Raw genomic sequence first — 24041 nt, forward strand, 5'->3', positions numbered from 1 at the left:
GCGCTGCGTCGCACGCCTCTAGGCGGCCGTCTTGAACAGGTGAAACCGTTACCGAAAAAGCGCCCTGTAACGCGCCGGTGTCAGGCCGTAGATGCTGGTGAAATCGCGGGTCATATGGCTTTGATCGGCATAGCCCGCATCTGCCGCCAAGGAGGCCAGATCAGACCCGCGTGCCATCATGCCCGCAGCGCGGTCTGCGCGAGCCTGCCGGATGGCCGCGGCGGGGGACTGGCGATAGTGACGTCGATAGCGCCGCGCCAGCGAGACCGGATGGACCCCGACCTCGGCGGCTATACTCTGAACCTCAATGCCGGGCTGGGCGGCCATGTCATCAATGAGTTCTTGTGCTCGCTGCAGCCATTCCGGGGCCGGATCCTCATTTAGTTCGTCGGGCGACAGGACCGTAGCCGCAAGGTCAAGCGCCAGACCTTCAATGATCATCTCATCGCCCACGGCAAATCGCGCCGTTGCCCCAACCAGCCGCCTGACAGCAACTTCCGCCGCGCCTCTCAAACGCAGCGGATCGCCACAACGCGCGCCTGCGGGCGGCATGAAACTGACGGACAGGAATCGGCCGCCAGCCACATCAAAACAATCCCGATGCTCAACTCCCGCTGGGTTCCAAACTAAGGCTCCCGGACCAAACGTCTGATTTCGAGGGGTCAGGGGGTCGTAGGCCAGACTGCGGTACCCGCTGTCCAGCGCCAGCACAAAATGGGCGTCTTCATGCGAATGGGCGTGAACCTGTTCGGGTGGCAAGGTCGCGATCCGAAGGTCGACCTTATAGCCGTGAGCCATGACGCCGCGTGTTTGCACGCCGAAGAATTCGCCAGAGGCAAGTGACGGACTGGCCATGGCGTGGGTTCACTCTGAATTCAGCCTTTGACCGCAGTGCTTAGGCGAGGGTCTGGCTTCACCGCGTTTTCTGACAAGGACGACTCTGAAGCAAGGCCATTGCTCGAGGTGGGGCCGCCAACGCCGTATCTGCGCCCGTGGTTATGCAATGCCCGAGGTCGCGCCCAGACCTGACGAACTCGAAGCGGCGGTCCACCACGTTATCGCCGAACTCGGGACTAGACGTTCATCGTCGGCACTGGATGTCGCTGTCTAGGCTCCAAGCCCAGGTGAGGGCCGGGCGTCAGGGGAAACTGGGGTTTCCGCATTAGGCAGCGTCCGCTTTCCACCCTTAGCCGACGCTCGACGAGTCTGGTTCGTGCGCGCGACTTTCAGGGCTCTCGTTCTCTTGAATAGCACCGCCTGACGAGAGCCCAGGGCCTTTTCGGCCCCTGCCTCACCGCATTCGGTCCCCATGGTCTTGCGACTTCAGACGGCCCAGGGCTTCGGGGTAGCGTCGCGAGACCGGCGCACGGATGGTGCCCAGTTCCACGGTCCAGTCCCCCGACCCGTCGGGCGAGAGGCCCGTCACGCGTGAGGCATTGACCAGCCAGGAGCGATGGGCGCGGACGAAGTTGAAGCCTGTCAGCTCGGCCTCGATGGCGGCGAGGGTTGCGCGCATCAGGGGTCGGCGCCCGTCGGCCAGCCAGAACTCGACATAGTTCCCGGCCGACGCCACAGCCAGGATGTCATCGACCGGGGCACGAATGATCCGTCCGCCATCGCGGATGTCGAAACTGACGGGACGAAGGGGGCCTTCCGCACTGATCCTCAGCCGGGCACTGAGCCAGAACACCGCGACGAACGCGGCATAGCTCAGCACGTCTTTCCTGAACTCGTAGAGATATCCGCTCGCGACCGAGCCGAAGTCATACGGGCTGGCCTGGATGACCTGATAGGCCCAGGTCCGGAGCATCACAAAACCGGCAATATGCAGCAGCGTATAGGCCGCTGCCGCCGCCAGGTGGATCAGGGCGAACCGGACGGCCAGCCGCCATCCCCTTTGCCAGGCATCGGTCGGCGGCGCCGCCCGGGTCGTCAGCCAGGGCAGCCACAAGAGGGACAGGACGACGACGGCGCTCGAGACTTCCCAGACCCAGGGCTCCCATGACGCGACAACCGGATTGTCATTCAACTCGGTGAGGGCATTCACCGTCATGACGGCCACGGCAACGGCCGCGATCACGACCCAGCCCAGCGCCAGATCGCGTGTGTCGGCCCGACGCAGCCGCGCCAGCAGACCCGTGGGCTCGCCGTCCATCCCGAAAGGACCGCCGCTCGTCACAAAGGACGGATGGCCGTCCCCCGGACGTGGCCGAACGCCCCCACCCCCCTGGCCCGCCGACGTTCGGGATGCGACGCCGGGCTTCCGATCAGTCTTCATGGACCTGCCCCTTGTCGTCCACCGCCCCTGTACCTGCCCCGTCATCCCGCCGCCATGACCTCGACTGGATCCGCGTCGGGGCCTTCTTCCTGCTGATCTTCTATCACGTGGGGATGCTTTATGTGTCGTGGGACTTCCACGTGAAGAGCCCGCGCATTGTCGAGGCCGTTCAGCCGGTCATGATGCTGACCAATCCTTGGCGGCTCACCCTTCTGTTCCTCGTGTCGGGGGCCGCGACGCGGTTCATGGCAGACCGCTTCGCGGCCGACGGCGGTCGGCCCGGTGCGCGGCTGGCCGGATCGCGAGTCCTGCGACTGGCCCCGGCGCTCGTGTTCGGCATGCTGGTGATCGTGCCCCCCCAGAGCTATTTCGAGATCTGGCATGGGCTGGCGGCTCTTGGCGTTGCCGATCCTGCTGCGTCCCCCGTGCTCCACGATTTCTGGATCCGATATGCCACCGGCTCGGGTGCCTGGTGCGACGCCGAGGGTTGCCTGACCACGCCGACCTGGAACCACCTCTGGTTCATTGCCTATCTGCTGCCTTACGGGCTGATCGTCGCCGCCCTGATCGCGCTCGCCGGCCCGGCCCTGAAGGGCCTGGAGAGGAGGATGGAAACGGTCCTGTCGGGATGGGGCCTGCTGATCTGGCCGGTCCTGTGGTTCGCGGTGCTGCGCTTCACCCTGGCCCCCCTGTTCGAGATCACCCATGCCCTGACCTACGACTGGTACAATCACGCCCTGTCGTTCAGCGCCTATCTGTTCGGCTTCCTGACGGCGCGCTCCGAGATCATGAAGGCCGCCTATGTGCGCCTGCGCCGGCCAGCCCTCGTCCTCGCCATCCTGAGCTGGGCCGGCTGGGCGACCTATGCCTGGATCTATCGCGCGGACGGCGCCGTGCCGCCGGATGCCCTGCGGCTTGCGATGCGCATGGTCTATGCCGTCAACCAATGGACCTGCATGGCCGCCATCCTGGGCTTCGCGGCCCGCCATCTGACGCGCGGAGGGCCGGTTCTGAGATACCTCAGCGTCGGGGTGTTTCCGTTCTACATCGTCCACCAGACGATCATCATCGCTGCGGCCCACTGGCTGATGCCCCTGTCCCTTCCCCTGGCCACAGAGGCGATCGCCATCCTCGGCGTGACCCTGGCATGCTGCTGGCTGACCTATGAAATCGCCCGGCGGCTTGGCTGGCTGGGCCTGTTCCTTGGCGTCAAAGCGCGCTCGCCGAAGAAGCGGTCGCCCGCATGACGACTTGCCACGATCCATGAATGAATCCAGTGTGATGTCGGTCAGGAGGGGTCGTGATGTCCAGAAAGCCTACCGCGTCGACGCTCCGCCTGCTGGTCGGGGTCATGATCGGCGCATCCCTGACACTGATCGGCATCTCCGTCTGGATGATCGCCAATGATGAGGGCTCGCCCGTCTTCGTCGCGCTCGGAGGGTCGATGCTGGGAGCGTTTGCGGCCATCATTGCGTCCCAGAGCAAGACGAAAACCTAGGACAGGCCATGAGCGATGGACCCCCCACCCTGAAGCGCCCCGATGTGCCCGGCGGAGCGGACGACCCCGCGGCGAGCGTGGGACTGGCCGAACCGGCGCTCGCCTATGACTATTTCAAGAGCATGGTCTCCCTCAGCGTGGCGACCCTGGGCGGCATCCTGACCCTGGCCGGCACCGTCTTCGGCGCACGGATCTCGCCTTTGCAGATGGGAATGGCGGCCCTGCCGGTCGCCATCTCGGGCCTGCTCGCGCTGCAGGGCCAGACCGACATCGTGCAACTGTGCCAGGGCGTCAAACCCCGGCTCAACAGTTCGCGGGCCGCCCTTCGGCTGGTGCCCTCGTTGTACGGGTTGGGCATAGGCATCTTCCTCGCATTCCTGCTTGTGTCCTATGTCGCGCCGGAGCTGGGCTGAGGACCGAGCGCGTTCCGGTCCGGGGCTTTGACGCACGCCGCAGGATCAGCGACCGATACGGCCGCTGCACGGGCGTCTGATCGAGCCTCGGCTTCGGGCCGATCTGCGACCAACGGATACTACGGAGAACCGGGGATCACCGGGGCGTCGCTCGCGATCCGGTGCCTTGCCCCCGGCGCTGAATCACCGCGTTATCGTCAGGCCTCGTGTCTCCGTGGATCGACGTTTGATTAAGCGTCTGCGAGGTACGCTGAGGAAACGGGGAGGCTTGCGGTGCTGGAAAAGACCCAATCGCATCCCGAGTATCCGCCAACTCGCGTTCAATCCGGCGGTCTGCCGGGGTCTGACCGAGCCGCTGCGACCGACACCGGAGCGGCACCCCCTCTTGAAGCCGACCGCCTGAACGACGTCCTGGATGCGGCGCGTCTGGGTGCGTGGGAGTGGAACATCCAGACCGGCGATTTGAGGCTGAACGCGCGCTGGGCCGAGATGCTGGGATACACGCTGGCCGAACTTCAGCCGATCTCCATCGAGACCTGTGCACGCCTGCGGCACCCGGCGGATCAGGCGGCCGCGCTCGTGAAGGCCGAAGCGCATCTCTCAGGCAAGGAACCCTATTTCGAAGCCGAAGTCAGGATGCGGCACAAGGCGGGCCACTGGGTCTGGATCCTGGATCGTGCCCGTCTCGTATCGCGCTCCGCAGACGGCCGGCCGCTCATCATGGTCGGGGCTCATCAGGACATCACCGCCCGCAAGGTCTTCGAAGCCGAACTCGCCCGGACATCGGAAAGACTTCGGCTGTGCATGGACCTCGCTGGTATCGGGGTGTGGGAGATGGATTTTTCCGAGGACGGCGGCTTCAGCTTCGATAACCGCGTGCGTGAAATCTATGGTTTTCAGGTTGATGGCGAATGGATTGCGCGCGAGCGCGCCATGGATCACGTCCATCCTGACGACCGCAAAAGCCTGCGCGCCGATGGCCAGCGGTCCCTGGAGACCGGGCTGCCCGTCCAGTCCTTCTTCCGGATCCAGCGAAACGACGGGACGGTACGCCATGTCAAGGCCCATGCCCTGGCCTCGAGGAATGCCGAGGGCCGATCCGTTCTGGTCGGTCTCAATCGCGACATCAGCGAGGACGTCGCCAGAACGGCCGAACTGGAGACCAAACGGGTCGAGGCTGAAGCCGCCGCGGTCGCCAAGGGCCAGTTCCTGGCCACGATGAGCCACGAGATCCGGACGCCGATGAACGGCGTCATCGGGATGCTGACCGTCCTGCAGCGTTCCAAACTGGCTCCGATGCATCAGGAGCATGCCGAAATCGCGCTGAAGTCTGCCACCCACCTGCTTCACATCCTCGACGATATCCTCGAGGTCTCGCGGCTGGAGGCGGGACAGGTCAGTCTTGTGCTTCGTGATTTCGACCCTCGCATCATGGCCAGGGAAGTCACCGACCTGTTTTCCCGAGGGGCCGTGCGGCCAGGCGTCGACCTCAAACTCGACATCGCGACCGACGTGCCGTCATGGGTGCGTGCGGACGAAGACAGGGTGCGCCAGATCCTGACCAATTTCGTCGGCAACGCGGTCAAGTTCACCGAGGCCGGCCGGATCGATGTCGAGATCGGTTACCGAACCGGGGACGGATGCCTGCTGATCGCCGTCAAGGACACGGGGATCGGGATTTCTCCGGAAACCTGCAAGCGCCTGTTCGGGCGCTTCATCCAGGCCGACGCATCGACGACCCGACGTTTTGGCGGGACCGGGCTCGGCCTGTCGATCTGCCGACAGTACGCCGACCTGATGGGCGGCCGTATCGGGGTTGAAAGTGAGGCGGACAGGGGAAGCCGCTTCTGGCTCGAAGTGCCGGCACCGACAGGAGACGGTGCCAGCCCCACGCCCGGTGAGCCGGAAATGGCGGATGGCCGCTGTCTGAGGCTGCTGGTCGCGGAAGACAACCTGACCAATCAGCGGGTCATCGCCGCCCTGCTCGACAGCTTCGGCCACAGCTTCACCATCGTTCCGGACGGAGAACAGGCCGTGGCGGCGGTATCGAGCGGCGATTTCGATGCCATCCTGATGGACATCCAGATGCCGGTCATGGATGGCCCGACGGCGACCCGCCACATCCGCGCCCTCGGCGGCCGGGCCAGCATGTTGCCGATCATCGCGCTGACCGCCAACGCCATGCCGGGTCAGAGGGCCGAATATCTGGCCGCCGGCATGACGGACTATGTGGCCAAGCCGATCGATCTGCGCGCGCTCCACGCAGCCCTGTTGAAGGTCGCGCAGTTCTAGCGTTCGACTGAGCGAGAGAGCGGCTGACCGACTACACCGAAAGCAGGCGGCCTGTACTCTAAGGCAGATCGGACAGGGTCTGGTGTCGGGGCCGATGCCAGGTCGCAGTCCGTCGCAGACCGGACGTCGCGGAAGCCGCCGAAAAGGTGTGTGCCGTCTCCCACCTTTCGCGACGAGCATATCCGCTCTCTTGCAGGCTGACGCGGCGCTGGTGCGTCAAAGAACCTTCGACTAGCGTATGCAATCAAAAGGAGAACGCGTCATGCCCCATGTCTCGGGACCTGCTCTGGCAGCGGCTTTCACACTGATCGCATCAGCGGCGGTCGCGCAGACTGTGCCACCCACCCCGACAATCGTTGTGCTGGGTCAGGGGCGCGCCGAGCGATTGCCCGACGCCTTCTTCATAGCCGGCCGCATTCGAGGCGATGGGCCAGATCAGATTGCTGCCCTTCGGGCGCTCGCCGAAACCCAGGGTTCGCTGAACCAGGCACTGACGCGGCTCGATGATCTGACGGGAGCACGGCTTCGGACAGACTCCGTGTCGGTCGAACCGGTCTATTCCGGCAATTGCAGGGACGAAGGCTCAGATCGCGATAGTGAAGGCGACGGCTGCAATATCAGCGGTTACGTCGCCAGCGTGCGGTTTCAGTTCAGGGGTGCGCCTGCCAACCTGGCCGGGAATGCCGTGTCTCTGGCCGCAGAGTTGGGGGCTCGCGATGTGGCGACGTCGGGGGTCGACATCGAAGACCGCGCCGCGCTCAAGACGGAAGCGAACCGTCTGGCGTTTGCCGATGCCTCCGCTCAGGCCGAGGCCCTTGCTGTAGCGAGCGGGCGGCGGATCGTGCGTATCCTTCGCGTCCAGGACGTCAACGCCCGCGGAACGGAATCTGAACTCGCCGTTGTCGATGACATTGTCGTCACCGGATCACGTATTCGTCCAAGCGTCGCCATTTCAGTCGATCTGCCTCCGGTGGTTGTCGAGGCACGTCTCAATGTGGTGTTCGAGATCGAATGAGCCAGACGGATTCTGGTTGAGCGGCGGGACCCGTTGAGGGCCTGCTTTTCGAACTCAACGCTGCGACCGATCTCGACGCGTTGCAGACGGCAACGGGCTTGGTCCGCAGGCGAAAGACAATGATCGCCCGAACCCGCAGAACGGCGGGGCCGATTTCATGCTCGGAACCGATCCAGACCTGACATTCCACACGTCCGCTTCCCGCCCTCGCCCGTCCAGGCTAGTCACTCCCGCATGAAGTCCGCTCGTCCTTCGATTCCCAAGGCCTTCCCGACCCTCGCGCTCGAGACCCTGGCCGCAGAGGCCTGCGGCGGGCAGCCGGTCTGTGGCGTGGACGAGGCCGGGCGCGGACCTTGGGCGGGTCCCGTGTCGGCGGCGGCGGTGATCCTGGATCCCGCCCGGCTGCCGCCCGGCATCGATGACTCCAAGGCCCTCAGCGCCGCCGCCCGCGAGCGGCTGGAGGCCGAGATCAAGATCCATGCGGTGGCCTGGGCCGTCGGGTTCGCCTCGGTCGAGGAGATCGACGATCTCAACATCCTTCATGCCACGGGGCTGGCCATGTGCCGGGCGATCGAGGGGCTGGCGGTGACCCCGGCCGTGGCCCTGGTGGACGGCAACTACCGCTTCAAACTGCCATGCGAGGTGACCACCGTGGTGGGGGGCGACGGTCTGTCGCTGTCGATCGCTGCGGCCTCGATCCTGGCCAAGACCGCCCGCGACCGGCGGATGGTGGCCCTGGACGCCGAGCATCCAGGGTACGGCTTTGCCGGCCACAAGGGCTATCATGCCCCCAGCCATGTGGCCGGCCTGGCTCGCCTTGGACCCTGTGCTGCCCACCGCCGCAGCTGGGCCCCGATCCGTGCGCTTCTGGAGGGGGCCGACAACGGTTGAGTTTTCGTGCTAGACTCGCCATCTGCCAGTCCTCCCCGTCGTCGAGCCGCCCTGTATGTACGAGACCCCCGAGCTGGATACCGAGACCTTCACCCGGTCCAGCGCCATTCGCATCTATCAGTCCGAAGCCTTCGAAGGCATGCGCGCTGCGGGCCGGCTGGTCGCCGATGCGCTGGACATGATCGCCCCGCATGTGGTGCCCGGCATCACGACCCAGGAGATCGACGACCGCATCCGGGACTTCACGACCGAGCGCGGCGGGCTGCCTGCCTGCCTGGGTTACAAGGGCTATATGAAGACCGTCTGCACCTCGATCAATCACGTGGTCTGCCACGGGATTCCGGGCGATCGGGTGCTGAAGGACGGCGACATCGTCAACATCGATCACACGGTCATCGTCGACGGCTGGCATGGCGACTCCAGCCGCATGTATGCGGTCGGCGAGATCAATGCCCGGTCCCGCAAGCTGATCGATGTCACCTATGAGTCGCTGGCGCTCGGTCTGGCCCAGGTGAAGCCCGGCAACACGTTCGGCGACATCGGCTTTGCCATCCAGCGCCACGTCGAGGCCGCCCGGATGAGCGTCGTGCGCGACTTCTGCGGCCACGGCATCGGCCGGCTGTTCCACGACAGCCCCAATGTCCTGCACTACGGCCGCAAGGGCGAAGGTGCGGTGCTGAAGCCCGGAATGTTCTTCACGATCGAACCGATGGTCAACATCGGCAAGCCGCATGTGAAGGTCCTTTCCGACGGCTGGACCGCCGTGACCCGCGACAAGTCCCTGTCGGCCCAGTGCGAGCACACCGTCGGCGTGACCGAGGACGGGGTGGAAATCTTCACCGCCAGCCCGGCCGGCCTGTTCCGCCCGAACTGATCCACCCATGATCGCCGCAGCGGCCCTGGCTCTTGCTCTGACCGCAAGCCCAGACCCGGCTTTCGTCCTGACCGGCGCGGGACGCTATGCCGTGTTGGCCGATGTGGCCTCGATCGCGCGTCAGGGAGACACCGTCCGGATGCGGGCCTTCCAGGCCGTCGAACCGGACTTTTCCGCCGGCGGCGAGGCCTACTGGGGTGGGTGGTCCTGGTGGGCGTTCGACTGCAGCACGCGGATGGCGGACCGGCTCGATTTCGCCTCGGTCCGCGAGGGCGGGCGAGAGGGCCCCTCGACCCCCGACCGCTCGCCCGCCTATCCCGCCGCGCCCGGCGGCGATGCGGCGGAACTGCTGGCCGTCGCCTGTTCCCCGCCCGTCACGATCGACGCCACGACGCTGGAGGACGCGGTCAGGCTTGGACGTGCGGCGCTGGCGCAATAGGCTGGGCATTGCGATCGGTCGCATACCGGTCGCGTGGCAAGGCCTCCGGACACTGGTCCCGCATGAAGGCCAGCATCTTCTCGCGGATCTCGCAACGCAGGTCGAAGGCCACCGGTGCCGACCGGGCACTGGCCAGGCACCGGACCTGGGCGACGCGGTCGGTGATGTCGGTGACCTGCAGATTGACCACATCCCCGTCCCACAGGGCCGAGGCGCGGCAGATCCGCTCCAGTTCGTCCCGCAACCGGTCCATCGGTGCGGCGTAGTCGACATACAGCATGGACGTGCCGATCAGGCGGCTGGTCTCGCGGGTCCAGTTCTGGAACGGCTTGGTGATGAAATAGGTCAGCGGCAGCACCATCCGCCGCCAATCCCACAGCTTGACCACCACATAGGTCGAGGTGATTTCCTCGATCGTGCCCCATTCGCCCTCGACAATGACGGCATCGTCCAGACGGATCGGCTGGGCGGTCGCGATCTGGATGCCCGCCACCATATTGGTCAGGAAGGGCTGCAGGGCCAAGCCGGCGACGATGCCCACCACGCCAGCCGAGGCCAGCAGCGACAGGCCCCACTGCCGCACGGCGCCGATCGTCATGAGCGCCAGCCCCAGGGTCACGACCCCGATCAGCAGGGTCGCCACCCGCTGCAGGATCCGCGCCTGGGTCACATGTTTGCGGGCCAGCAGATTGTCTTCGGCTGCCATGTTGAACCGGCGCAGATAGACCACGGCCCACATCTCGACCGCGCCATTGATGATCCAGCCGATGGTCAGGATGAAGCCGACCAGCAGGGCCTGGCGGATGACCAGCGACGGCTCGGGAGCCAGGGGCGAGACGGTCACGGCCAGGGCCATGGCAATGATCATGACCGCGATGCGAAGCTTCAGCCGTGCCCGGGCGACAACGCCCCGCCAGAAGACGTCCTTCTTGCGCACCGCGATCTTCAGCAGGCTGAAGACGATCTGGTTGGCGGCCCAGCCCACGAAGACGAACCCTGCGACGATGACCGTGATGACCACCCATTCAGGCAGCCACTGGAACTCGCGCCAGATGCGGTAGATCTCTCGGGTCAGGTCGGTGACAAAGCTTGGCATGACCGGTGCTAACGCGCAGGTCGCCGCATGGCTTCAATGCAGGCGGCTCACCAACCCCTTCGGGCCTTAACCCCTGAGGCCGAAACGTGACCCCCAAGCAGTCCACAGCCTGTTAATACTTGCAGTGTTCCGTGTATGTTCTCATCAACACTGGTGATTTGCCACGACGATTGACAAGACTTGGTTAAAAAGCGGCAACAGTTCCCATTGAGACCCACTCAATCCCATGCTATCCCACGACATCGAAACCGGGCGTACGCGGCGGGGGCCCTACCGGAGGCCGTAAAAGTCAGGGAGCGGGCCGAAGGGCTCGATGGGATCAGGCGTGTTTCTCTCGACCTACGAGAAACAGTTGGACGGCAAGCGCCGTCTCCTGATCCCTCAGGAATTCCGCACGGCCGAAAACGGCGCCGAGCATGGCGTATTCTGCTTTCCATCGATCGAGGCGGACTGCCTGGAGGCAGGCGGCGACGCCCTTTTCGCCGAATACCGCGCCGTCATCGAAAGCCTGCCCTTCGGCGATCCCTACCGCTCTGCCCTGGAAGCCTCGATCTTCGGCGAGCAGAAGCCCCTCGCCTATGACAGCGGCGGCCGGATCACCCTGCCCGAACACCTGTGCGAGGAAGTCGAGCTGGCCGACACCGTCGTCATCTATGGCGTCGGCGAACGGTTCCAGATCTGGAACAAGGCCAAATGGTCGGCCCACCGCGCCGAACAGCGCCGCGTCGCCCGCGACGGTCTGGCCAAGTTCGGAGAGATGCGCCGCGCCGCAGCGTCGGGAGGGGCCGCATGACCTCGCCCCACGCTCCTGTCCTGCTGGCCGAGGTGATCGAGGCCCTGTCGCCCGGCCCCGGCGACGTGATCATCGACGCGACCTTCGGTGCCGGCGGATACAGCCGCGCCATCCTTGAGACGGGTGCCAGCGTCATCGCCCTGGACCGCGACCCGACGGTCCAGCCCCATGCCGACGCCCTGGCCGCCGAGTATCCCGACCGCTTCCGGCTGGTTCACGCCGCCTTTTCCGACCTGTCGCAGGTCTTTGCCGCCAATGAGCATTCGGCCCTGCACGGCGTCGTCTTCGATATCGGCGTATCGTCCATGCAGCTGGACCAGGCCGAGCGCGGCTTCTCCTTCATGCGCGACGGACCGCTGGACATGCGGATGTCGGGCGAGGGCGACAGTGCTGCCGACATCGTCAACACCTGGGATCACGGCCCGCTGGCCCACATCCTGAAACAGTATGGCGACGAGCGGCAGTCCGGCCGGATTGCGACCGCCATCCTGCGTCGCCGGATCGAAACACCCTTTACCCGCACCCTCGACCTCGCCGCCGTGGTCGAGAAGGCGCTGGGCGGCCGGCGGGGCGAGAAGGTTCATCCCGCAACCCGGACCTTCCAAGCCCTGCGGATCGCGGTCAATGACGAGCTGGGCGAGCTGCAGTCCGGACTGGCCGCCGCCGAGGCCACCCTGTCGCCCGGCGGACGTCTGGTCGTCGTGACCTTCCACTCGCTGGAGGACCGGATCGTCAAGGCCTTCCTGACCGAGCGGACCGGCAATACGCCGGCGGGTTCGCGCCACGCCCCCCTCGCCATTGACAGCCGCAAGCCCAGCTTCGACCTGGTGTTCAAGGGCGCGCGAGAGGCCGGCGAGGCCGAGCTGGCGGTCAATCCCCGGTCGCGCTCGGCCAAGCTGCGTGCCGCCGTTCGCACCGAGGCCCCGGCCTGGGGGAGGATCGCGGCATGAATGCCCCCGTGGTCGTCAAACGCCTGTTTGACTGGAAGGTCCGCGGCTTCCGCTGGGTCGAGATCATCGGCGTCGTCATGGTCGCGGCCATGGTCTTCTCCGTCTATGTCGCCAAGGCTGGTGCCGCCCGCGAAAGCGCCCGGATCGGTGAGCTGGAGCGCCAGATCGCCGACAACCGCCAGCGCGTCCGCCTGCTGCGCGCCGAGTCCACACGCCTGGAACAACCCGGCCGTCTGGAGGCCCTGTCACGCGCCGCCGGCCTGGCCCCAGTCGATGTCGAGCGTCAGGCCGAGGCCGGTGCGCTGAACGGACTCAAGGCCGTGGATGCGCCGACCGAGGTGACGCCACGCGCCGTCTATGTCGCGCCGGCTCCGGTCGAGGACGAGCCGCCTGCCCTTCCGAACATGGAGGTCGCGCAATGAGCGTGCACGATCACCGCATGTATCGCCCGGCTCCGGGCTCGGGACGGGCTCCCCTGACCTCGACCGTCTCGCCCTGGCTGCGCTGGCTGACCGAGGCCGTCTGGTTCGTCGAACACGCCTTCGAGCGCGCCCGGACCGAAGGCAAGGCCGAGGAAGACACTCGCGTCCGCATCTTCGTCATCATGGCGGTCTTCTCCGGCGTGTTTGTCTGCCTTGCGCTCGGGGCGGCCTATGCAGCGCTGTTCGCCGATCATGGCCGGTTCCGCGGCGGCAGCACGGTCCATGCACTGGAGCGGGCCGATCTCGTCGATCGCAATGGCCTTCTGCTGGCGACCAATATCACCCACTACGGCCTCTATATCGATCCGAACGAGGTCTGGGATCGCGACGCCGCCTTCCGCCAGATCAAGTCGGTCCTGCCGTCGATCTCCGAGAAGCGGCTGCGGCGCGTTCTCGACGGTGACCGCCGACTGATCGCCCAGCCCGGCCTGACGCCGGCCGAGAAGGCTGCCGTGCACGGCCTGGCGCTTGGCGGCATCTCGTTTGAGCCCGAGGACCGCCGCGTCTATCCGCTGAACGGCTCGGCGGTTCACCTGATCGGCACGGCAGACACCGGCGGACAGGGCGTGTCCGGCACCGAACTGGCCTTCAACGACGAGATCCGTGCCGCCGGCCAGGCGGGCGAGGATTTCCAGATTTCGATCGACCTGCGCGTGCAGGGCGTGCTGGAAAACGAGCTTGCTGCCGCCGCCATGGAGAATGGCTCGAAAGGCGCGGTCGGGATCATCACCGACGTCCAGACGGGCGAGATCCTGGGGATGGCCAGCTATCCGAGCTATGACCCCAACCGACGCGGCGGGGTTCCGGACGGAGCCACCCTGAACCGCGCGACCTCGGCCCACTACGAGATGGGGTCGGTGTTCAAGACTTTCACCGTTGCCGCCGGGATCGACACCGGCCGGGCCGACATGGCCACCGTCTTCGACGCCAGTGTTCCCTTCATGATCGGCAATCGCCGCATCACCGACTTCCATGCCCAGAACCGCGCCATGACGCTGGAGGAGGTCTATCTGCACTCGTCCAACATCGGCACCTCGCGACTGGCGGTCGAGATGGGCGGCGATGTGATGCGCGACTATTTCAAGCGCATGGGCCTGCTGGACGCCGCCCCGATCGAGCTCAAGGAATCCGCCAAACCCATCGTCCCGCGCGAGTGGAGCGACACCACCCTGGCCTCGCTGTCGTTCGGCTACGGCATCTCGATCACCCCGGTGCAGATGGCCGCCGCCATGGGGGCCCTGACCAATGGCGGACGCTACATCCCGCTCAGCCTGCGCAAGGGCGGTGCCCCCCGCACGACCGAGCCGCGTCGCGTGGTCTCGGAACAGACATCGCTGACCCTTCTGGACCTGATGCGTCGCAACGTCGTGCGCGGCTCCGGCACCCGGGCGGATGCTCCCGGCCTGCGCGTCGGCGGCAAGACCGGATCGGCCAACAAGCTCGTCGGCGGCCGCTACAGCCCGGCCGCGGCGCTGGGCACCTTCGCTGCGGTCTTCCCGGCGGATGGTCCGGTGACGGCGCGCCGCTATTCCATCCTGATCCTGATGGACGAGCCGCAGACCTATCCCAAGACCGGCGGGTTCGTCTCGGCGCCTGCCGTCGGCCGCATCGCCGACCGTATCGCTCCCTTCCTGAACATCCCGCGCCGGGCCGATCGCTGGGCCACGGCGACGGGTGAGAAGATCCCGCAACCGGACGAGGTTGTGGAATGAGCGTGGTCCGTCTGTCCGACCTCCTGCGCCGCGACGTCCCCTCCGACCCCGTCATCACCGGCGTCACGGCCGACAGCCGCCGCGTCGCCCCGGGATCCTTGTTCGTGGCCCTGCCCGGCACGGCTGCGGATGGACGCGCCTTCATCTCCCAGGCCCTGGCGATGGGCGCGGCCGCCGTCCTGGCCCCGGCCGACACGCCCGACGGCGCCGCACCCGTGCTGGTCACCTCCGGCGATGTCCGTCGCGCCTATGCCCTGGCCGCCCGGACCTTCTACGGCACCCAGCCCAAGACCTGCGTCGCCGTCACCGGCACCAATGGCAAGACGTCCGTCGCTGCCTTCTGTCGCCAGATCTGGGCGACGCTGGGCCATCATTCCGCGAGCATGGGAACGCTGGGCGTGGTCGCCCAGCGCAGGACGCCATCGGGTAACCTTAACGAGGCCCTGACTCCTCCCGGCCTGACCAGCCCCGATGCCGGCGATGCGGCGCGTCTGCTGACCGATCTGGCCGTCCGCGGCGTCTCCCACCTGGCTCTGGAAGCCTCGTCGCACGGGATCGACCAGCGCCGGCTGGACGGGGTCACGCTGAAGGCTGCCGCCTTCACCAACCTCAGCCAGGACCACCTGGATTATCACGGCAGCATGGATGCCTATCGCGCGGCCAAGCTGCGCCTGTTCGAGACCCTGCTGCCGCGCGGTCGGACAGCCGTCCTGAATGCCGACTCCGACGCCTATTCCAGCTTCGCCGCCGCCAGCATCATGTCCGGCCTGTCGATCCTGGGTGTCGGCGAGCGCGGTCGCGATCTCAGCCTGATCGGGCGGGTCGCGACGCCCGAGGGGCAGCGGCTGACGATCGATGCGCGCGGCACCCAGCACGAGATCCTGCTGCCCCTCGCCGGAGCCTTCCAGGCCTCCAATGCCCTTGTCGCCGCCGGCCTTTGCATCGCCGGTGGCGAGAGCCCCGACCGGGTGCTGGCGGCCCTTGAGCGGATCGAGGGGGCCCAGGGCCGGCTGCAGCGGATCGCCGGGTCCCGTCGTGGCGAGGTCTATGTCGACTATGCCCACACCCCCGATGGTCTGGAGACGGTCCTGTCGGCGCTGCGGCCCCACGCGACGGGCCGCCTGATCGTGGTCTTCGGCGCGGGTGGCGACCGCGACCGGGGCAAGCGGCCCCTGATGGGCGAGATCGCCGGCCGACTGGCCGACGTCGCCATCGTCACCGACGACAATCCCCGCTCCGAGGACGCCGCCGCCATTCGCGCCCAGGTTCGCCAGGGGGTGCCGACGGCGCTCGACATCGGCGACCGCCGCGCCGCCATCCATCACGCCATCCGCCAGATGCGCGACGGAGATGTGGTCGTCATCGCCGGAAAAGGGCATGAACAGGGCCAGATCGTCGGAGGAATCACGCATCCCTTCGATGACGCCACCATCGCCACCGAGGCCCTGCGTATCGATGCCTGATCAAACGAAGCCGCTCTGGACTGCCGGGGCCGTCGCCCGGGCGGTGGGCGGGCGTCTGATCGGAGCCGATGCAGACATCTGCGGCCTGACCTACAACAGCCGCGAGATCGGACCCCACGACCTGTTCCTGGCGCTGAAAGGCGCGCGCGACGGACATGATTTCGCAAGTGCCGCCTTTGAGGCCGGCGCAGCCTGTGCACTCGTCGAACACGCGGTCGAGGGCGGGCCCTGTATCGTCGTCGAGGATACACTGGAGGCCCTCGAGGCGCTGGGTGTGGCGGCCCGCGAACGCGCGTCGCAGGTGCGTCGCGGGGCCGTGACCGGCAGTGTCGGCAAGACCAGCGTCACCCAGGCCATCCGCGCCGGACTGGACCTCGCCGGCCCGGCCCATGGCTCGATCAAGAGCTACAACAACCACATCGGCGTGCCCCTGACCCTTGCGCGCATGCCCGCAGGCGTCGAACGGGCGGTGTTCGAGATCGGCATGAACGCGCCCGGCGAGATCGCACCGCTGTCGCGGTTCGTCGCCCCGCACGCGGCCTGTGTCACGACCGTCGGACCGGTCCATATCGAGGGCTTTGTCGACGGCGAAACCGGGGTCGCGCGGGAAAAGGCTGCGATCTTCGAGGGTCTGGTGCCCGGCGGTCTGGCGGTCATCAATGGCGACATCGTCTGGGCCAACCTGCTGGTCGGCGCTGCCCGGGACGCGGGTGCCGAACCCGTCCTGTTCGGCTCGGCATCCGGTCATGACGCCCGTCTGGTCGACTTCCGCCCCGATTCCGAGGGGGCCACCGTCGTCGCCGACATCCGTGGTAACCGCCAGACCTTCCGTCTTGCCCAGTCCGGCCATCACTGGGGCCTGAACAGCCTGGCCGTCATCCTGATGCTCGAGGCGCTGGACGTGCCCCTGGACACTGCCCTTCACGCCCTGGCGGCCTTCCAGCCGCTCGCCGGCCGGGGACAGGAGCGCACCATTGCCGTGCCGGGCGGGGCCTTCACCCTGATCGACGAGAGCTACAACGCCAATCCCCTGTCGATGGCCGCAGGTTTCCGCAGCCTCGGGGCGCGGCCGGTCGCGGCCGGCGGCCGGCGGGTCGTGGTCCTGACCGACATGCTGGAGCTCGGCGACCAGTCCCAGGCCCTGCACGTCGGTCTGTCCGAAGCCATCGAGGCGGCAGGACTGGACATGGTCCACACCGCGGGGCCGCAGATGAAGCTGCTGAACGACACCCTGCCCGCCTCCCGCAAGGGCCTGTGGCGCGAGACCGCCAGCGAACTTGCCGCCGAGGCCGCCATGCTGGCCGGCCCGGGCGACATCGTGATGGTCAAGGGCTCCAACGGATCGAAGGCGTCGCTGATCGCGGCCGCCCTCGCCGAACTGAACACCGCTCCCAACGGGACCCCCTAGATGTTCTATCTGCTGTACCTTTACTACGCCGATGTGGCGCAGGATTACCCGCTGCTCAATCTGGTCCAGTACCAGACCGTGCGGGTGGCGCTGGCCATGGCGACGGCGATGATCGTGGCCGTGGCCATGGGCAGCCGGTTCATCAACTGGATCCGCGCCAAACAGGGCAAGGGCCAGCCGATCCGCTCCGACGGCCCGGTGTCCCACCTGTCCAAGGTCGGCACCCCGACCATGGGCGGACTGATGATCCTGGCGGGTATCGCCGCGGGCGTCTTCCTCTGGGGCGATCTGACCAACCCCTACATCTGGATCGTTTCGGGGGTCACCGCAGCCTTCGGTGTCCTCGGTTTTGTCGACGACTACGCCAAGGTGACGAAACAGACCTCGGCCGGCCTGACCTCGAAACAGAAACTGCTGGCCCAGGTCGTGGTGGCGGTCATCGCCGGGATCCTGACGGTGCTGTGGATGTGGCGCTCGCCAACCTCGCCCTTCCTCGAGACCTCGATCGCCTTCCCGTTCTTCAAGGACGTTCTGCTCAACATCGGCTGGTTCTACGTCGCGTTCGCGGCCTTCACCATTGTCGGCTTCTCCAATGCGGTGAACCTGACCGACGGTCTGGATGGCCTGGCGGTCGTGCCCGTGATGATGGCGGCTGCTGCGTTCGGGATCATCAGCTATCTGGTCGGAAACTTCGTCTTCTCGGACTATCTGCAGGTCCACCACGTGCCCGGTTCGGGCGAATTGGCCATCTTCTGCGCGGCCATGATCGGCGGGGGCACCGGCTTCCTCTGGTACAATGCGCCCCCTGCCAAGATCTTCATGGGCGACACCGGCTCGCTGGCCCTCGGCGGGGCTCTGGGTGCCATTGCCGTGGCCACCAAGCATGAACTCGTGCTCGGCATCGTCGGAGGCCTGTTCGTGGTCGAGGCGGCCTCGGTCATGATCCAGGTCGGCTACTTCAAGGCCACCGGGAAGCGGGTCTTCCTGATGGCCCCGGTACACCATCATTTCGAGAAGATGGGCTGGCCGGAATCGACCGTGGTCATCCGCTTCTGGATCGTCGCGGCCATGCTGGCGCTGGTCGGTCTCTCGACGTTGAAACTGCGGTGATCCGATCCCTTCCCTTGAAATCTCTTTTTCCTTCCGCTCATCCCGGCGCAACCCGGGACCCAGTGCTTTCACTAGAGCAGGTTGAACGAGATCAACGGACGACCTCTGGTCGTGCATCCATTGTCACAAAGCACTGGGTCCCGGCTTTCGCCGGGATGAGCGGTGAATTGGGATGATCCCCGTCCCCGGCTTTGAGGGCAAGCGGGTTGCGGTGTTCGGGCTTGGCCGATCGGGCATCACGGCGGCGCGTGCGCTGAAGGCTGGCGGGGCTCGCCCCGTACTCTGGGACGACGGCGTCTCGGGCCGCATGCAGGCCGAGGCCGAGGGGTTCCTGGTCGAGGACCTGACCGTCGCGGACTGGTCGGACTTTGCCGCCCTCGTCCTTTCGCCCGGCGCACCCCTGACTCACCCCCGTCCGCACTGGACGGTGGACCGTGCACGCGAAGCCAATGTGCCGGTCCTCGGCGATGTGGAACTGTTCGCCCGCGCACTCGAGGCCCTGCCCACGGAGGCTCGACCGGCCGTCATCGCCATCACCGGCACCAACGGCAAGTCCACGACCACCGCCCTGATCGGCTGGGTGCTGAAACAGGCGGGCCTGAAGGTCCACATCGGCGGCAATATCGGCATCGGCGTCCTGGCCCTGCCGGAGCCGACGGCTGGAGCCGTCTATGTGATCGAGGTGTCGAGCTATCAGCTGGACCTGACGACAAGCTTCGCGCCCGACGTCGCCATCCTGACCAATATCAGCCCCGACCATCTGGACCGTCACGGCGACATGGAGGGTTATGTCGCGGCCAAGATGCGGCTGTTCGCCCGGATGGAGCCCCAGCGACTGGCCCTGATCGGCGTCGATGACGACTGGGGCTGGCAGGCGGTCAATAAGCTGAACGCGAGGGGACTGCGCATCAGCACCATCACGACCCGCACCCCGCCTGAATACATCGATCCGACCGGCGGCGTGCCGGCTGACGATCTGGAGCAGACCCGACCGGATCAGTTTCCAGCCTTCGACCAGGGCCGGTTCATCATCGTCGATGCCACGGGCGGGCGGCTGGTGGCGGATGGGGTGGCCATCGCGGACCTGACCCGGGCCCGCTCCCTGCCCGGCCGGCACAATGCCCAGAACGCGGCCTTCGCCTATGCCGCTGCGCGCGCCGTTGGCATCGCTCACCAGCCTGCCGTCGAGGGTCTGATGACCTTCCCCGGCCTGGCGCACCGGATGGAGACCGTGGGCCATCTCGGCCCCGTCCGGTTCGTCAACGACTCCAAGGCCACCAACGCCGATGCGGCGCGACAGGCCCTGATGAGCTATCCGACCAGCTTCTGGATCGCGGGCGGCCGGGCCAAGGACGGCGGCATTGCCGAACTGGCCGACCTGTTTCCGCGCGTGACCCGCGCCTATCTGATCGGAGAAGCAGCCCCGGATTTTGCCGCTGCTCTCGGCACCACGCCCCACGTCGTCTGCGGCACGATGGAAGCCGCCGTCCAGGCAGCGGGGGCCGATGCCATGTCGACCGGCGGCGACGCCGTGGTTCTGTTGTCGCCGGCCTGCGCCAGTTTCGACCAGTATCCGGACTTCGAGGCCCGGGGCGAGGCCTTCCGCGCTGCCGTTCTTAACCTCGGAGCCATATCTGCCCGTCAGGATGGTTAGCGAATCATGACCGCGCCCACCTACAGCCATCCCTTCTCCCGCAACGACCAGGGAGCCATCGCCCAGTGGTTCTGGACGGTCGATCGCGGCCTGCTGGGCGCGGCGCTGGCGCTCGTCGGCCTTGGCGTGGCCCTCAGCTTCGCCTCGTCACCGGCGGCCATCCTTGCCGATGAGTCGATCAGCGACCCGTTCCATTACTCCTGGCGGATGATCGCCTTCGCGAGCGTGGGTGTCACGACCATGCTGGTGGCGTCGCTGCTGTCGCCCCGGGGGGTCCGCCGGATCGCCCTGCTGGCCCTCGTCGGAGCGATCGGTGTCATGGCCCTGCTTCCCTTCATCGGCGACGAGGTGAAGGGGGCGGCGCGCTGGATCAATCTCGGACCCTTCAGCCTCCAGCCCTCGGAATTCGCCAAGCCCGGCCTGATCGTCTTCGCTGCCTGGATGTTTGCGGAGGGACAGAAGGGTCAGGGCGTGCCGGGGGTCTCGATCGCCTTTGCCGCCTATCTGCTCAGCGTCGCCCTGCTGGTGATCCAGCCGGACATCGGCCAGACCCTGTTGATCACCACCACCTTCATGGCCGTCTTCTTCATGGCGGGCGTGCCGCTGAAATGGATGGCCGTCCTGGCCGGTCTGGTGGTCGCGGGGGTCACCTCGATCTATTTCCTGTTCGATCACGTGCAGTCGCGCGTCGCCAAATTCCTGTCGCCGGGCGCCGAGGATACCCATCAGATCGACCGCGCCTCCGAAGCCATCCGCGCCGGCGGTCTGGTCGGGCGCGGTGTCGGCGAGGGCGTCATGAAACGTTCGGTCCCCGACCTGCACACCGACTTCATCTATTCCGTCGGGGCCGAGGAGTTCGGCCTGGTCCTCAGCCTGATCCTGATCGGCCTGTATGCCTTCATCGTTATCCGCGGCATGAGCCGGGCCATGAAGCTGAACGACCCTTTCGAACAAACGGCAGCCGCCGGGCTGTTCATGCTGATCGGGCTTCAGGCCTGTATCAATGTGGCGGTGAACCTGAACCTGATCCCGACCAAGGGCATGACCCTGCCCTTCATCAGCTATGGCGGGTCGTCCATGGTGGCGATGGGTCTGACGATGGGATTTGCCCTCGCCCTGACCCGCCGACGCCCTGGGGCCTATGAGCCCGGAGCCAGTCTGCCCCAGCGACGGATACTGCGGTAACCACCTCTTGCGGTAGAAACACTTGCCCGCATCGGGCAAACAGCCTCCATGAAGAAGCTTTGTGTCGTCGCCGCCGGTGGAACCGGCGGTCACATGTTCCCGGCCGAGGCCCTGGCCCGGGAGATGACTGCGCGCGGCTGGCGCGTCGTGCTGGCGACGGACCGTCGAGGCGAACAGTATGCCCAGGCCTTTCCGGCCGAAGAGCGGCTGGCGCTGGACGCCGCGACCGGCTCGGGACCGGTCGCCCTGCTGAAGGCCGGCCTGACGATCCTGAAAGGCGTGCAGCAGGCGGGCTCGGCCTTCAACCGGCTGAAGGCGGACGTCGTCGTCGGATTCGGCGGCTACCCGTCGGCTCCGGCCCTGGTCGCGGCCCTGCTCCAGGGCCGCCCGACCGTCATCCATGAGCAGAACGCGGTCCTCGGTCGCACCAACCGCATGCTCAGCAGCCGGGTCCGGGCTGTCGCCTCATCCTTCCCCACGCTGGCGCACGCATCAGCCGCGGTGAAGGCCGGGACCAAGGTCGTCGGCGCCCCGGTGCGGGCCGATATCCGGGCCCTGTTCGACCGTGTCTATGCCTCGCCCAATGGCGGGCCGATCCGGGTGCTGGTCACGGGCGGCAGCCAGGGGGCCCGCATCCTGTCCGAGACCGCGCCCCGCGCGCTTGCGGCCCTGCCCGTCGACCTGCGGGCGCGGCTGCAGGTCCAGCAGCAGTCCCGGCCCGAGACTCTCGCAGCGGCCGAGGCCATCTATCGCGAGGCCGGGATCACTGCCGAGGTCGCGCCCTTCTTCAGCGACATGGCCGAGCGTCTGTCGGCGGCGCATCTGGTCATCGGACGGGCCGGAGCCTCGACCTGCGCCGAACTCGCCGTCGCATCCATGCCGTCGATCCTGATCCCGCTGAAGATCGCCACCGACGACCATCAGCGGCTGAATGCAAAACTGCTGACCGACGTCGGCGCGGCCGAAGTCATCCTGGAAAATGCCCTGACCGTCGACCGTCTGCGCGATGTCCTGGCGACGATCCTGAATGATCCGGCCCGCCTGCCCGCCATGAGCCGCGCCGCACGCTCCGTCGCCATCCCCGACGCCACCCAGCGCCTCGCCGACCTCGTCGAAGCCACGGCGCGGTAACGCAACACTGCGGCTGAAGAAGCCAGAAGGGCGGTAGCCACAAAAAACCTGGCTCAAGCAGCCCGAAGGGCGATAGCCACAAAAAACCTGGCTCAAGCAGCCCGAAGGGCGATAGCCACAGATAAAATGCCAGACGGTCTGTAAGCCGGGTTCTGTCCGCCCGAAGACGGTGACGATCATTCCTCTGGACCGCCCATTGCTGGACGGTTCTCGCGACCTACCCGGACGCCTCGGGCGGTGAACCCTGCGGAGCGAGCCCCGCGCGACGTCCCTATTCGGTCTTGCTCCAGGCGGGGCTTGCCATGCCGTCGCTGTTACCAGAGACGCGGTGGGCTCTTACCCCACCCTTTCACCCTTCCCCGCGTCGAGACGCGGGAGGTTTGCTTTCTGTGGCGCTATCCCTCGGGTCACCCCGGGCGGGCGTTACCCGCCGCCTTTTCACCGTGGAGCCCGGACTTTCCTCGACAGGAGCATAACCCCCGCCGCGACCGTCCGACCGTCTGGCGCGGGCGTGATGCGCGTTTGACAGGCCGGCGTCAACGCGGAGATGCGCAAGGGAAGTTTCGAAGCCTTCCGGAACGGCACGTGGCCCTAGTTGAGGACCCCGGTCACGCTCTCGACCGTTGCCAGTTGCAGCACCCCCATCAGCGTCGCCCGCGTCTCGCCATCCGCGATGCCGTCGACCTTCGACGGCCGCCAGTGGCGCTGGAAGGCTTCGACGGTGATGCGGGTGGTCTCGTCATACTGGCCCGTCGGTTGCGGCTCATAGCCCAGCCGGTGAAGCCCGGCCTGCAGCACATGTACCCCCAGGCCGTGATCCCCGATCCCCAGCGGTGGTCCCAGCGCTGCGATCCGCTCCTGCGCCGGCTCGAACCACAGTCCCTGGCGATGCTCCGCCAGCCGCTTCCACGGAAACCGCTCGCCGGGATCGGTCTTGCGGGTTGGAGCCACATCGGAATGACCGAGGATCCGCGCATCGGTCACCGACCAGCGCATCCGGATATCGTCGATCAGCGCGATGACCGAGGCGATCTGCGAATCGGGGAAATCTCGATATCCGAACTCATGGCCCGGATTGACGATCTCGATGCCGATCGAGACGGCATTGATGTCGGTCTCGCCGCGCCAGAAGCTGAGACCTGCATGCCAGGCCCGCCGCTCTTCCGGTACCAGACGCAGGATCGATCCGTCCTCGTCCACGACATAGTGGCTGGACACCTTGGCGGCCGGATCACGCAGGCGCGCAACTGCGGCCTCGCCGGTCTGCATTCCGGTGTAGTGCAGCAGAATCAGATCGGGCGGGCTACGCCGGGAATCGAAGTTCGGCGACGGTGCCTCGGTGAGGATCAGGCTCATG

At 66.7% G+C, this 24041-nt stretch carries 22 protein-coding genes and 1 other RNA gene; 18 read left to right on the plus strand and 5 right to left on the minus strand.

What is annotated here, in order from left to right:
• Window positions 1–48: 48 nt before the first annotated feature.
• Window positions 49–441 (minus strand): helix-turn-helix domain-containing protein, encoded by a 393-nt coding sequence (locus GGR13_RS00240; protein WP_183211462.1) that lies wholly within the window; start codon window positions 439–441, stop codon window positions 49–51.
• A gap of 850 nt (window positions 442–1291) precedes the next feature.
• Window positions 1292–2155, minus strand: a complete 864-nt coding sequence (locus GGR13_RS00245; RefSeq protein ID WP_183211463.1) for a LytTR family DNA-binding domain-containing protein — start codon at window positions 2153–2155, stop codon at window positions 1292–1294.
• A gap of 134 nt (window positions 2156–2289) precedes the next feature.
• On the opposite strand from GGR13_RS00245, the gene GGR13_RS00250 reads away from it, so the two are divergent.
• The 8 genes from GGR13_RS00250 to GGR13_RS00285 all read left to right on the plus strand — a co-directional run bounded on the left by GGR13_RS00250 (window position 2290) and on the right by GGR13_RS00285 (window position 9700).
• On the plus strand, window positions 2290–3525 hold the full coding sequence (locus GGR13_RS00250; RefSeq protein WP_246347619.1) for an acyltransferase family protein: 1236 nt from the start codon (window positions 2290–2292) through the stop codon (window positions 3523–3525).
• A 56-nt stretch (window positions 3526–3581) separates the two neighbouring features.
• On the plus strand, window positions 3582–3776 hold the full coding sequence (locus GGR13_RS00255; RefSeq protein ID WP_183211464.1) for a hypothetical protein: 195 nt from the start codon (window positions 3582–3584) through the stop codon (window positions 3774–3776).
• Window positions 3777–3784: 8 nt separating this feature from the next.
• Window positions 3785–4189 (plus strand): hypothetical protein, encoded by a 405-nt coding sequence (locus GGR13_RS00260; protein WP_183211465.1) that lies wholly within the window; start codon window positions 3785–3787, stop codon window positions 4187–4189.
• 273 nt (window positions 4190–4462) lie between these two features.
• Window positions 4463–6481: a PAS domain-containing protein gene (locus tag GGR13_RS00265; protein ID WP_183211466.1), complete on the plus strand. Its 2019-nt coding sequence runs from the start codon at window positions 4463–4465 to the stop codon at window positions 6479–6481.
• A 262-nt stretch (window positions 6482–6743) separates the two neighbouring features.
• Complete coding sequence (locus GGR13_RS00270) at window positions 6744–7496, plus strand: SIMPL domain-containing protein (protein WP_183211467.1); 753 nt, start codon at window positions 6744–6746, stop codon at window positions 7494–7496.
• A gap of 234 nt (window positions 7497–7730) precedes the next feature.
• On the plus strand, window positions 7731–8387 hold the full coding sequence (locus GGR13_RS00275; protein WP_183211468.1) for a ribonuclease HII: 657 nt from the start codon (window positions 7731–7733) through the stop codon (window positions 8385–8387).
• Between the two features lie 55 nt (window positions 8388–8442).
• Window positions 8443–9261 (plus strand): type I methionyl aminopeptidase, encoded by an 819-nt coding sequence (gene map, locus GGR13_RS00280; protein WP_183211469.1) that lies wholly within the window; start codon window positions 8443–8445, stop codon window positions 9259–9261.
• A 7-nt stretch (window positions 9262–9268) separates the two neighbouring features.
• Window positions 9269–9700: a hypothetical protein gene (locus GGR13_RS00285; RefSeq protein WP_183211470.1), complete on the plus strand. Its 432-nt coding sequence runs from the start codon at window positions 9269–9271 to the stop codon at window positions 9698–9700.
• Here the strand turns inward: GGR13_RS00285 and GGR13_RS00290 are convergent.
• Window positions 9669–10796, minus strand: coding sequence for a mechanosensitive ion channel family protein (locus GGR13_RS00290; RefSeq protein WP_183211471.1), 1128 nt, complete (start codon window positions 10794–10796; stop codon window positions 9669–9671). The two genes, GGR13_RS00285 and GGR13_RS00290, sit on opposite strands and share 32 nt — an antisense overlap.
• A 325-nt stretch (window positions 10797–11121) precedes the next feature.
• Here GGR13_RS00290 and GGR13_RS00295 point away from each other — a divergent pair, with 325 nt between their 5' ends.
• The 10 genes from GGR13_RS00295 to murG all read left to right on the plus strand — a co-directional run bounded on the left by GGR13_RS00295 (window position 11122) and on the right by murG (window position 22684).
• Entirely contained in the window at window positions 11122–11589 is a 468-nt protein-coding gene (locus GGR13_RS00295; RefSeq protein ID WP_183212241.1) for a division/cell wall cluster transcriptional repressor MraZ, read from the plus strand.
• Window positions 11586–12539 carry a 16S rRNA (cytosine(1402)-N(4))-methyltransferase RsmH gene (rsmH, locus tag GGR13_RS00300; RefSeq protein ID WP_183211472.1) on the plus strand — a complete coding sequence of 318 codons (954 nt, stop codon included), beginning with the start codon at window positions 11586–11588 and terminating at the stop codon, window positions 12537–12539. Before GGR13_RS00295 ends, rsmH begins: the two co-directional genes overlap by 4 nt.
• Entirely contained in the window at window positions 12536–12961 is a 426-nt protein-coding gene (ftsL, locus tag GGR13_RS00305) for a cell division protein FtsL (protein ID WP_183211473.1), read from the plus strand. The genes rsmH and ftsL overlap by 4 nt, the downstream gene beginning before the upstream one ends.
• A gap of 17 nt (window positions 12962–12978) precedes the next feature.
• Window positions 12979–14733 (plus strand): peptidoglycan D,D-transpeptidase FtsI family protein, encoded by a 1755-nt coding sequence (locus tag GGR13_RS00310; protein WP_246347663.1) that lies wholly within the window; start codon window positions 12979–12981, stop codon window positions 14731–14733.
• Entirely contained in the window at window positions 14730–16196 is a 1467-nt protein-coding gene (locus GGR13_RS00315) for a UDP-N-acetylmuramoyl-L-alanyl-D-glutamate--2,6-diaminopimelate ligase (protein ID WP_183211475.1), read from the plus strand. Before GGR13_RS00310 ends, GGR13_RS00315 begins: the two co-directional genes overlap by 4 nt.
• The gene (locus tag GGR13_RS00320) at window positions 16189–17604 is read left to right on the plus strand and encodes a UDP-N-acetylmuramoyl-tripeptide--D-alanyl-D-alanine ligase (RefSeq protein WP_183211476.1); all 1416 of its coding nucleotides are present in this window, start codon (window positions 16189–16191) and stop codon (window positions 17602–17604) included. The genes GGR13_RS00315 and GGR13_RS00320 overlap by 8 nt, the downstream gene beginning before the upstream one ends.
• A complete protein-coding gene (mraY, locus tag GGR13_RS00325; protein ID WP_183211477.1) occupies window positions 17605–18714 on the plus strand; it encodes a phospho-N-acetylmuramoyl-pentapeptide-transferase in 1110 nt (369 codons plus the stop codon).
• A gap of 172 nt (window positions 18715–18886) precedes the next feature.
• Complete coding sequence (gene murD / locus GGR13_RS00330; protein WP_183211478.1) at window positions 18887–20368, plus strand: UDP-N-acetylmuramoyl-L-alanine--D-glutamate ligase; 1482 nt, start codon at window positions 18887–18889, stop codon at window positions 20366–20368.
• A 6-nt stretch (window positions 20369–20374) separates the two neighbouring features.
• Window positions 20375–21553 (plus strand): putative lipid II flippase FtsW, encoded by a 1179-nt coding sequence (gene ftsW / locus GGR13_RS00335; protein ID WP_183211479.1) that lies wholly within the window; start codon window positions 20375–20377, stop codon window positions 21551–21553.
• Between the two features lie 48 nt (window positions 21554–21601).
• Window positions 21602–22684 (plus strand): undecaprenyldiphospho-muramoylpentapeptide beta-N-acetylglucosaminyltransferase, encoded by a 1083-nt coding sequence (gene murG / locus GGR13_RS00340; RefSeq protein ID WP_183211480.1) that lies wholly within the window; start codon window positions 21602–21604, stop codon window positions 22682–22684.
• A gap of 125 nt (window positions 22685–22809) precedes the next feature.
• Here murG and rnpB read toward each other — a convergent pair.
• Both rnpB and GGR13_RS00350 read right to left on the minus strand, forming a co-directional pair.
• An RNA gene (gene rnpB, locus GGR13_RS00345) (RNase P RNA component class A) lies at window positions 22810–23188 on the minus strand.
• Window positions 23189–23275: 87 nt separating this feature from the next.
• Window positions 23276–24040 carry an N-acetylmuramoyl-L-alanine amidase gene (locus GGR13_RS00350; RefSeq protein WP_183211481.1) on the minus strand — a complete coding sequence of 255 codons (765 nt, stop codon included), beginning with the start codon at window positions 24038–24040 and terminating at the stop codon, window positions 23276–23278.
• Window position 24041 lies beyond the last annotated feature (1 nt).

This window comes from Brevundimonas variabilis, assembly GCF_014199945.1.
GTDB lineage: Bacteria > Pseudomonadota > Alphaproteobacteria > Caulobacterales > Caulobacteraceae > Brevundimonas > Brevundimonas variabilis.

Excerpts from the sequence above, each read along its gene's own strand:
- GGR13_RS00240 (WP_183211462.1), bottom strand. The coding sequence starts at position 441 with ATGATCATTGAAGGTCTGGCGCTTGACCTTGCGGCTACGGTCCTGTCG.
- GGR13_RS00245 (WP_183211463.1), bottom strand. The coding sequence starts at position 2,155 with ATGGACGGCGAGCCCACGGGTCTGCTGGCGCGGCTGCGTCGGGCCGAC.
- GGR13_RS00255 (WP_183211464.1), top strand. The coding sequence starts at position 3,582 with ATGTCCAGAAAGCCTACCGCGTCGACGCTCCGCCTGCTGGTCGGGGTC.
- GGR13_RS00260 (WP_183211465.1), top strand. The coding sequence starts at position 3,785 with ATGAGCGATGGACCCCCCACCCTGAAGCGCCCCGATGTGCCCGGCGGA.
- GGR13_RS00270 (WP_183211467.1), top strand. The coding sequence starts at position 6,744 with ATGCCCCATGTCTCGGGACCTGCTCTGGCAGCGGCTTTCACACTGATC.
- GGR13_RS00275 (WP_183211468.1), top strand. The coding sequence starts at position 7,731 with ATGAAGTCCGCTCGTCCTTCGATTCCCAAGGCCTTCCCGACCCTCGCG.
- map (WP_183211469.1), top strand. The coding sequence starts at position 8,443 with ATGTACGAGACCCCCGAGCTGGATACCGAGACCTTCACCCGGTCCAGC.
- GGR13_RS00285 (WP_183211470.1), top strand. The coding sequence starts at position 9,269 with ATGATCGCCGCAGCGGCCCTGGCTCTTGCTCTGACCGCAAGCCCAGAC.
- GGR13_RS00290 (WP_183211471.1), bottom strand. The coding sequence starts at position 10,796 with ATGCCAAGCTTTGTCACCGACCTGACCCGAGAGATCTACCGCATCTGG.
- rsmH (WP_183211472.1), top strand. The coding sequence starts at position 11,586 with ATGACCTCGCCCCACGCTCCTGTCCTGCTGGCCGAGGTGATCGAGGCC.
- ftsL (WP_183211473.1), top strand. The coding sequence starts at position 12,536 with ATGAATGCCCCCGTGGTCGTCAAACGCCTGTTTGACTGGAAGGTCCGC.
- GGR13_RS00310 (WP_246347663.1), top strand. The coding sequence starts at position 12,979 with ATGTATCGCCCGGCTCCGGGCTCGGGACGGGCTCCCCTGACCTCGACC.
- GGR13_RS00315 (WP_183211475.1), top strand. The coding sequence starts at position 14,730 with ATGAGCGTGGTCCGTCTGTCCGACCTCCTGCGCCGCGACGTCCCCTCC.
- GGR13_RS00320 (WP_183211476.1), top strand. The coding sequence starts at position 16,189 with ATGCCTGATCAAACGAAGCCGCTCTGGACTGCCGGGGCCGTCGCCCGG.
- mraY (WP_183211477.1), top strand. The coding sequence starts at position 17,605 with ATGTTCTATCTGCTGTACCTTTACTACGCCGATGTGGCGCAGGATTAC.
- murD (WP_183211478.1), top strand. The coding sequence starts at position 18,887 with ATGATCCCCGTCCCCGGCTTTGAGGGCAAGCGGGTTGCGGTGTTCGGG.
- ftsW (WP_183211479.1), top strand. The coding sequence starts at position 20,375 with ATGACCGCGCCCACCTACAGCCATCCCTTCTCCCGCAACGACCAGGGA.
- murG (WP_183211480.1), top strand. The coding sequence starts at position 21,602 with ATGAAGAAGCTTTGTGTCGTCGCCGCCGGTGGAACCGGCGGTCACATG.
- GGR13_RS00350 (WP_183211481.1), bottom strand. The coding sequence starts at position 24,040 with ATGAGCCTGATCCTCACCGAGGCACCGTCGCCGAACTTCGATTCCCGG.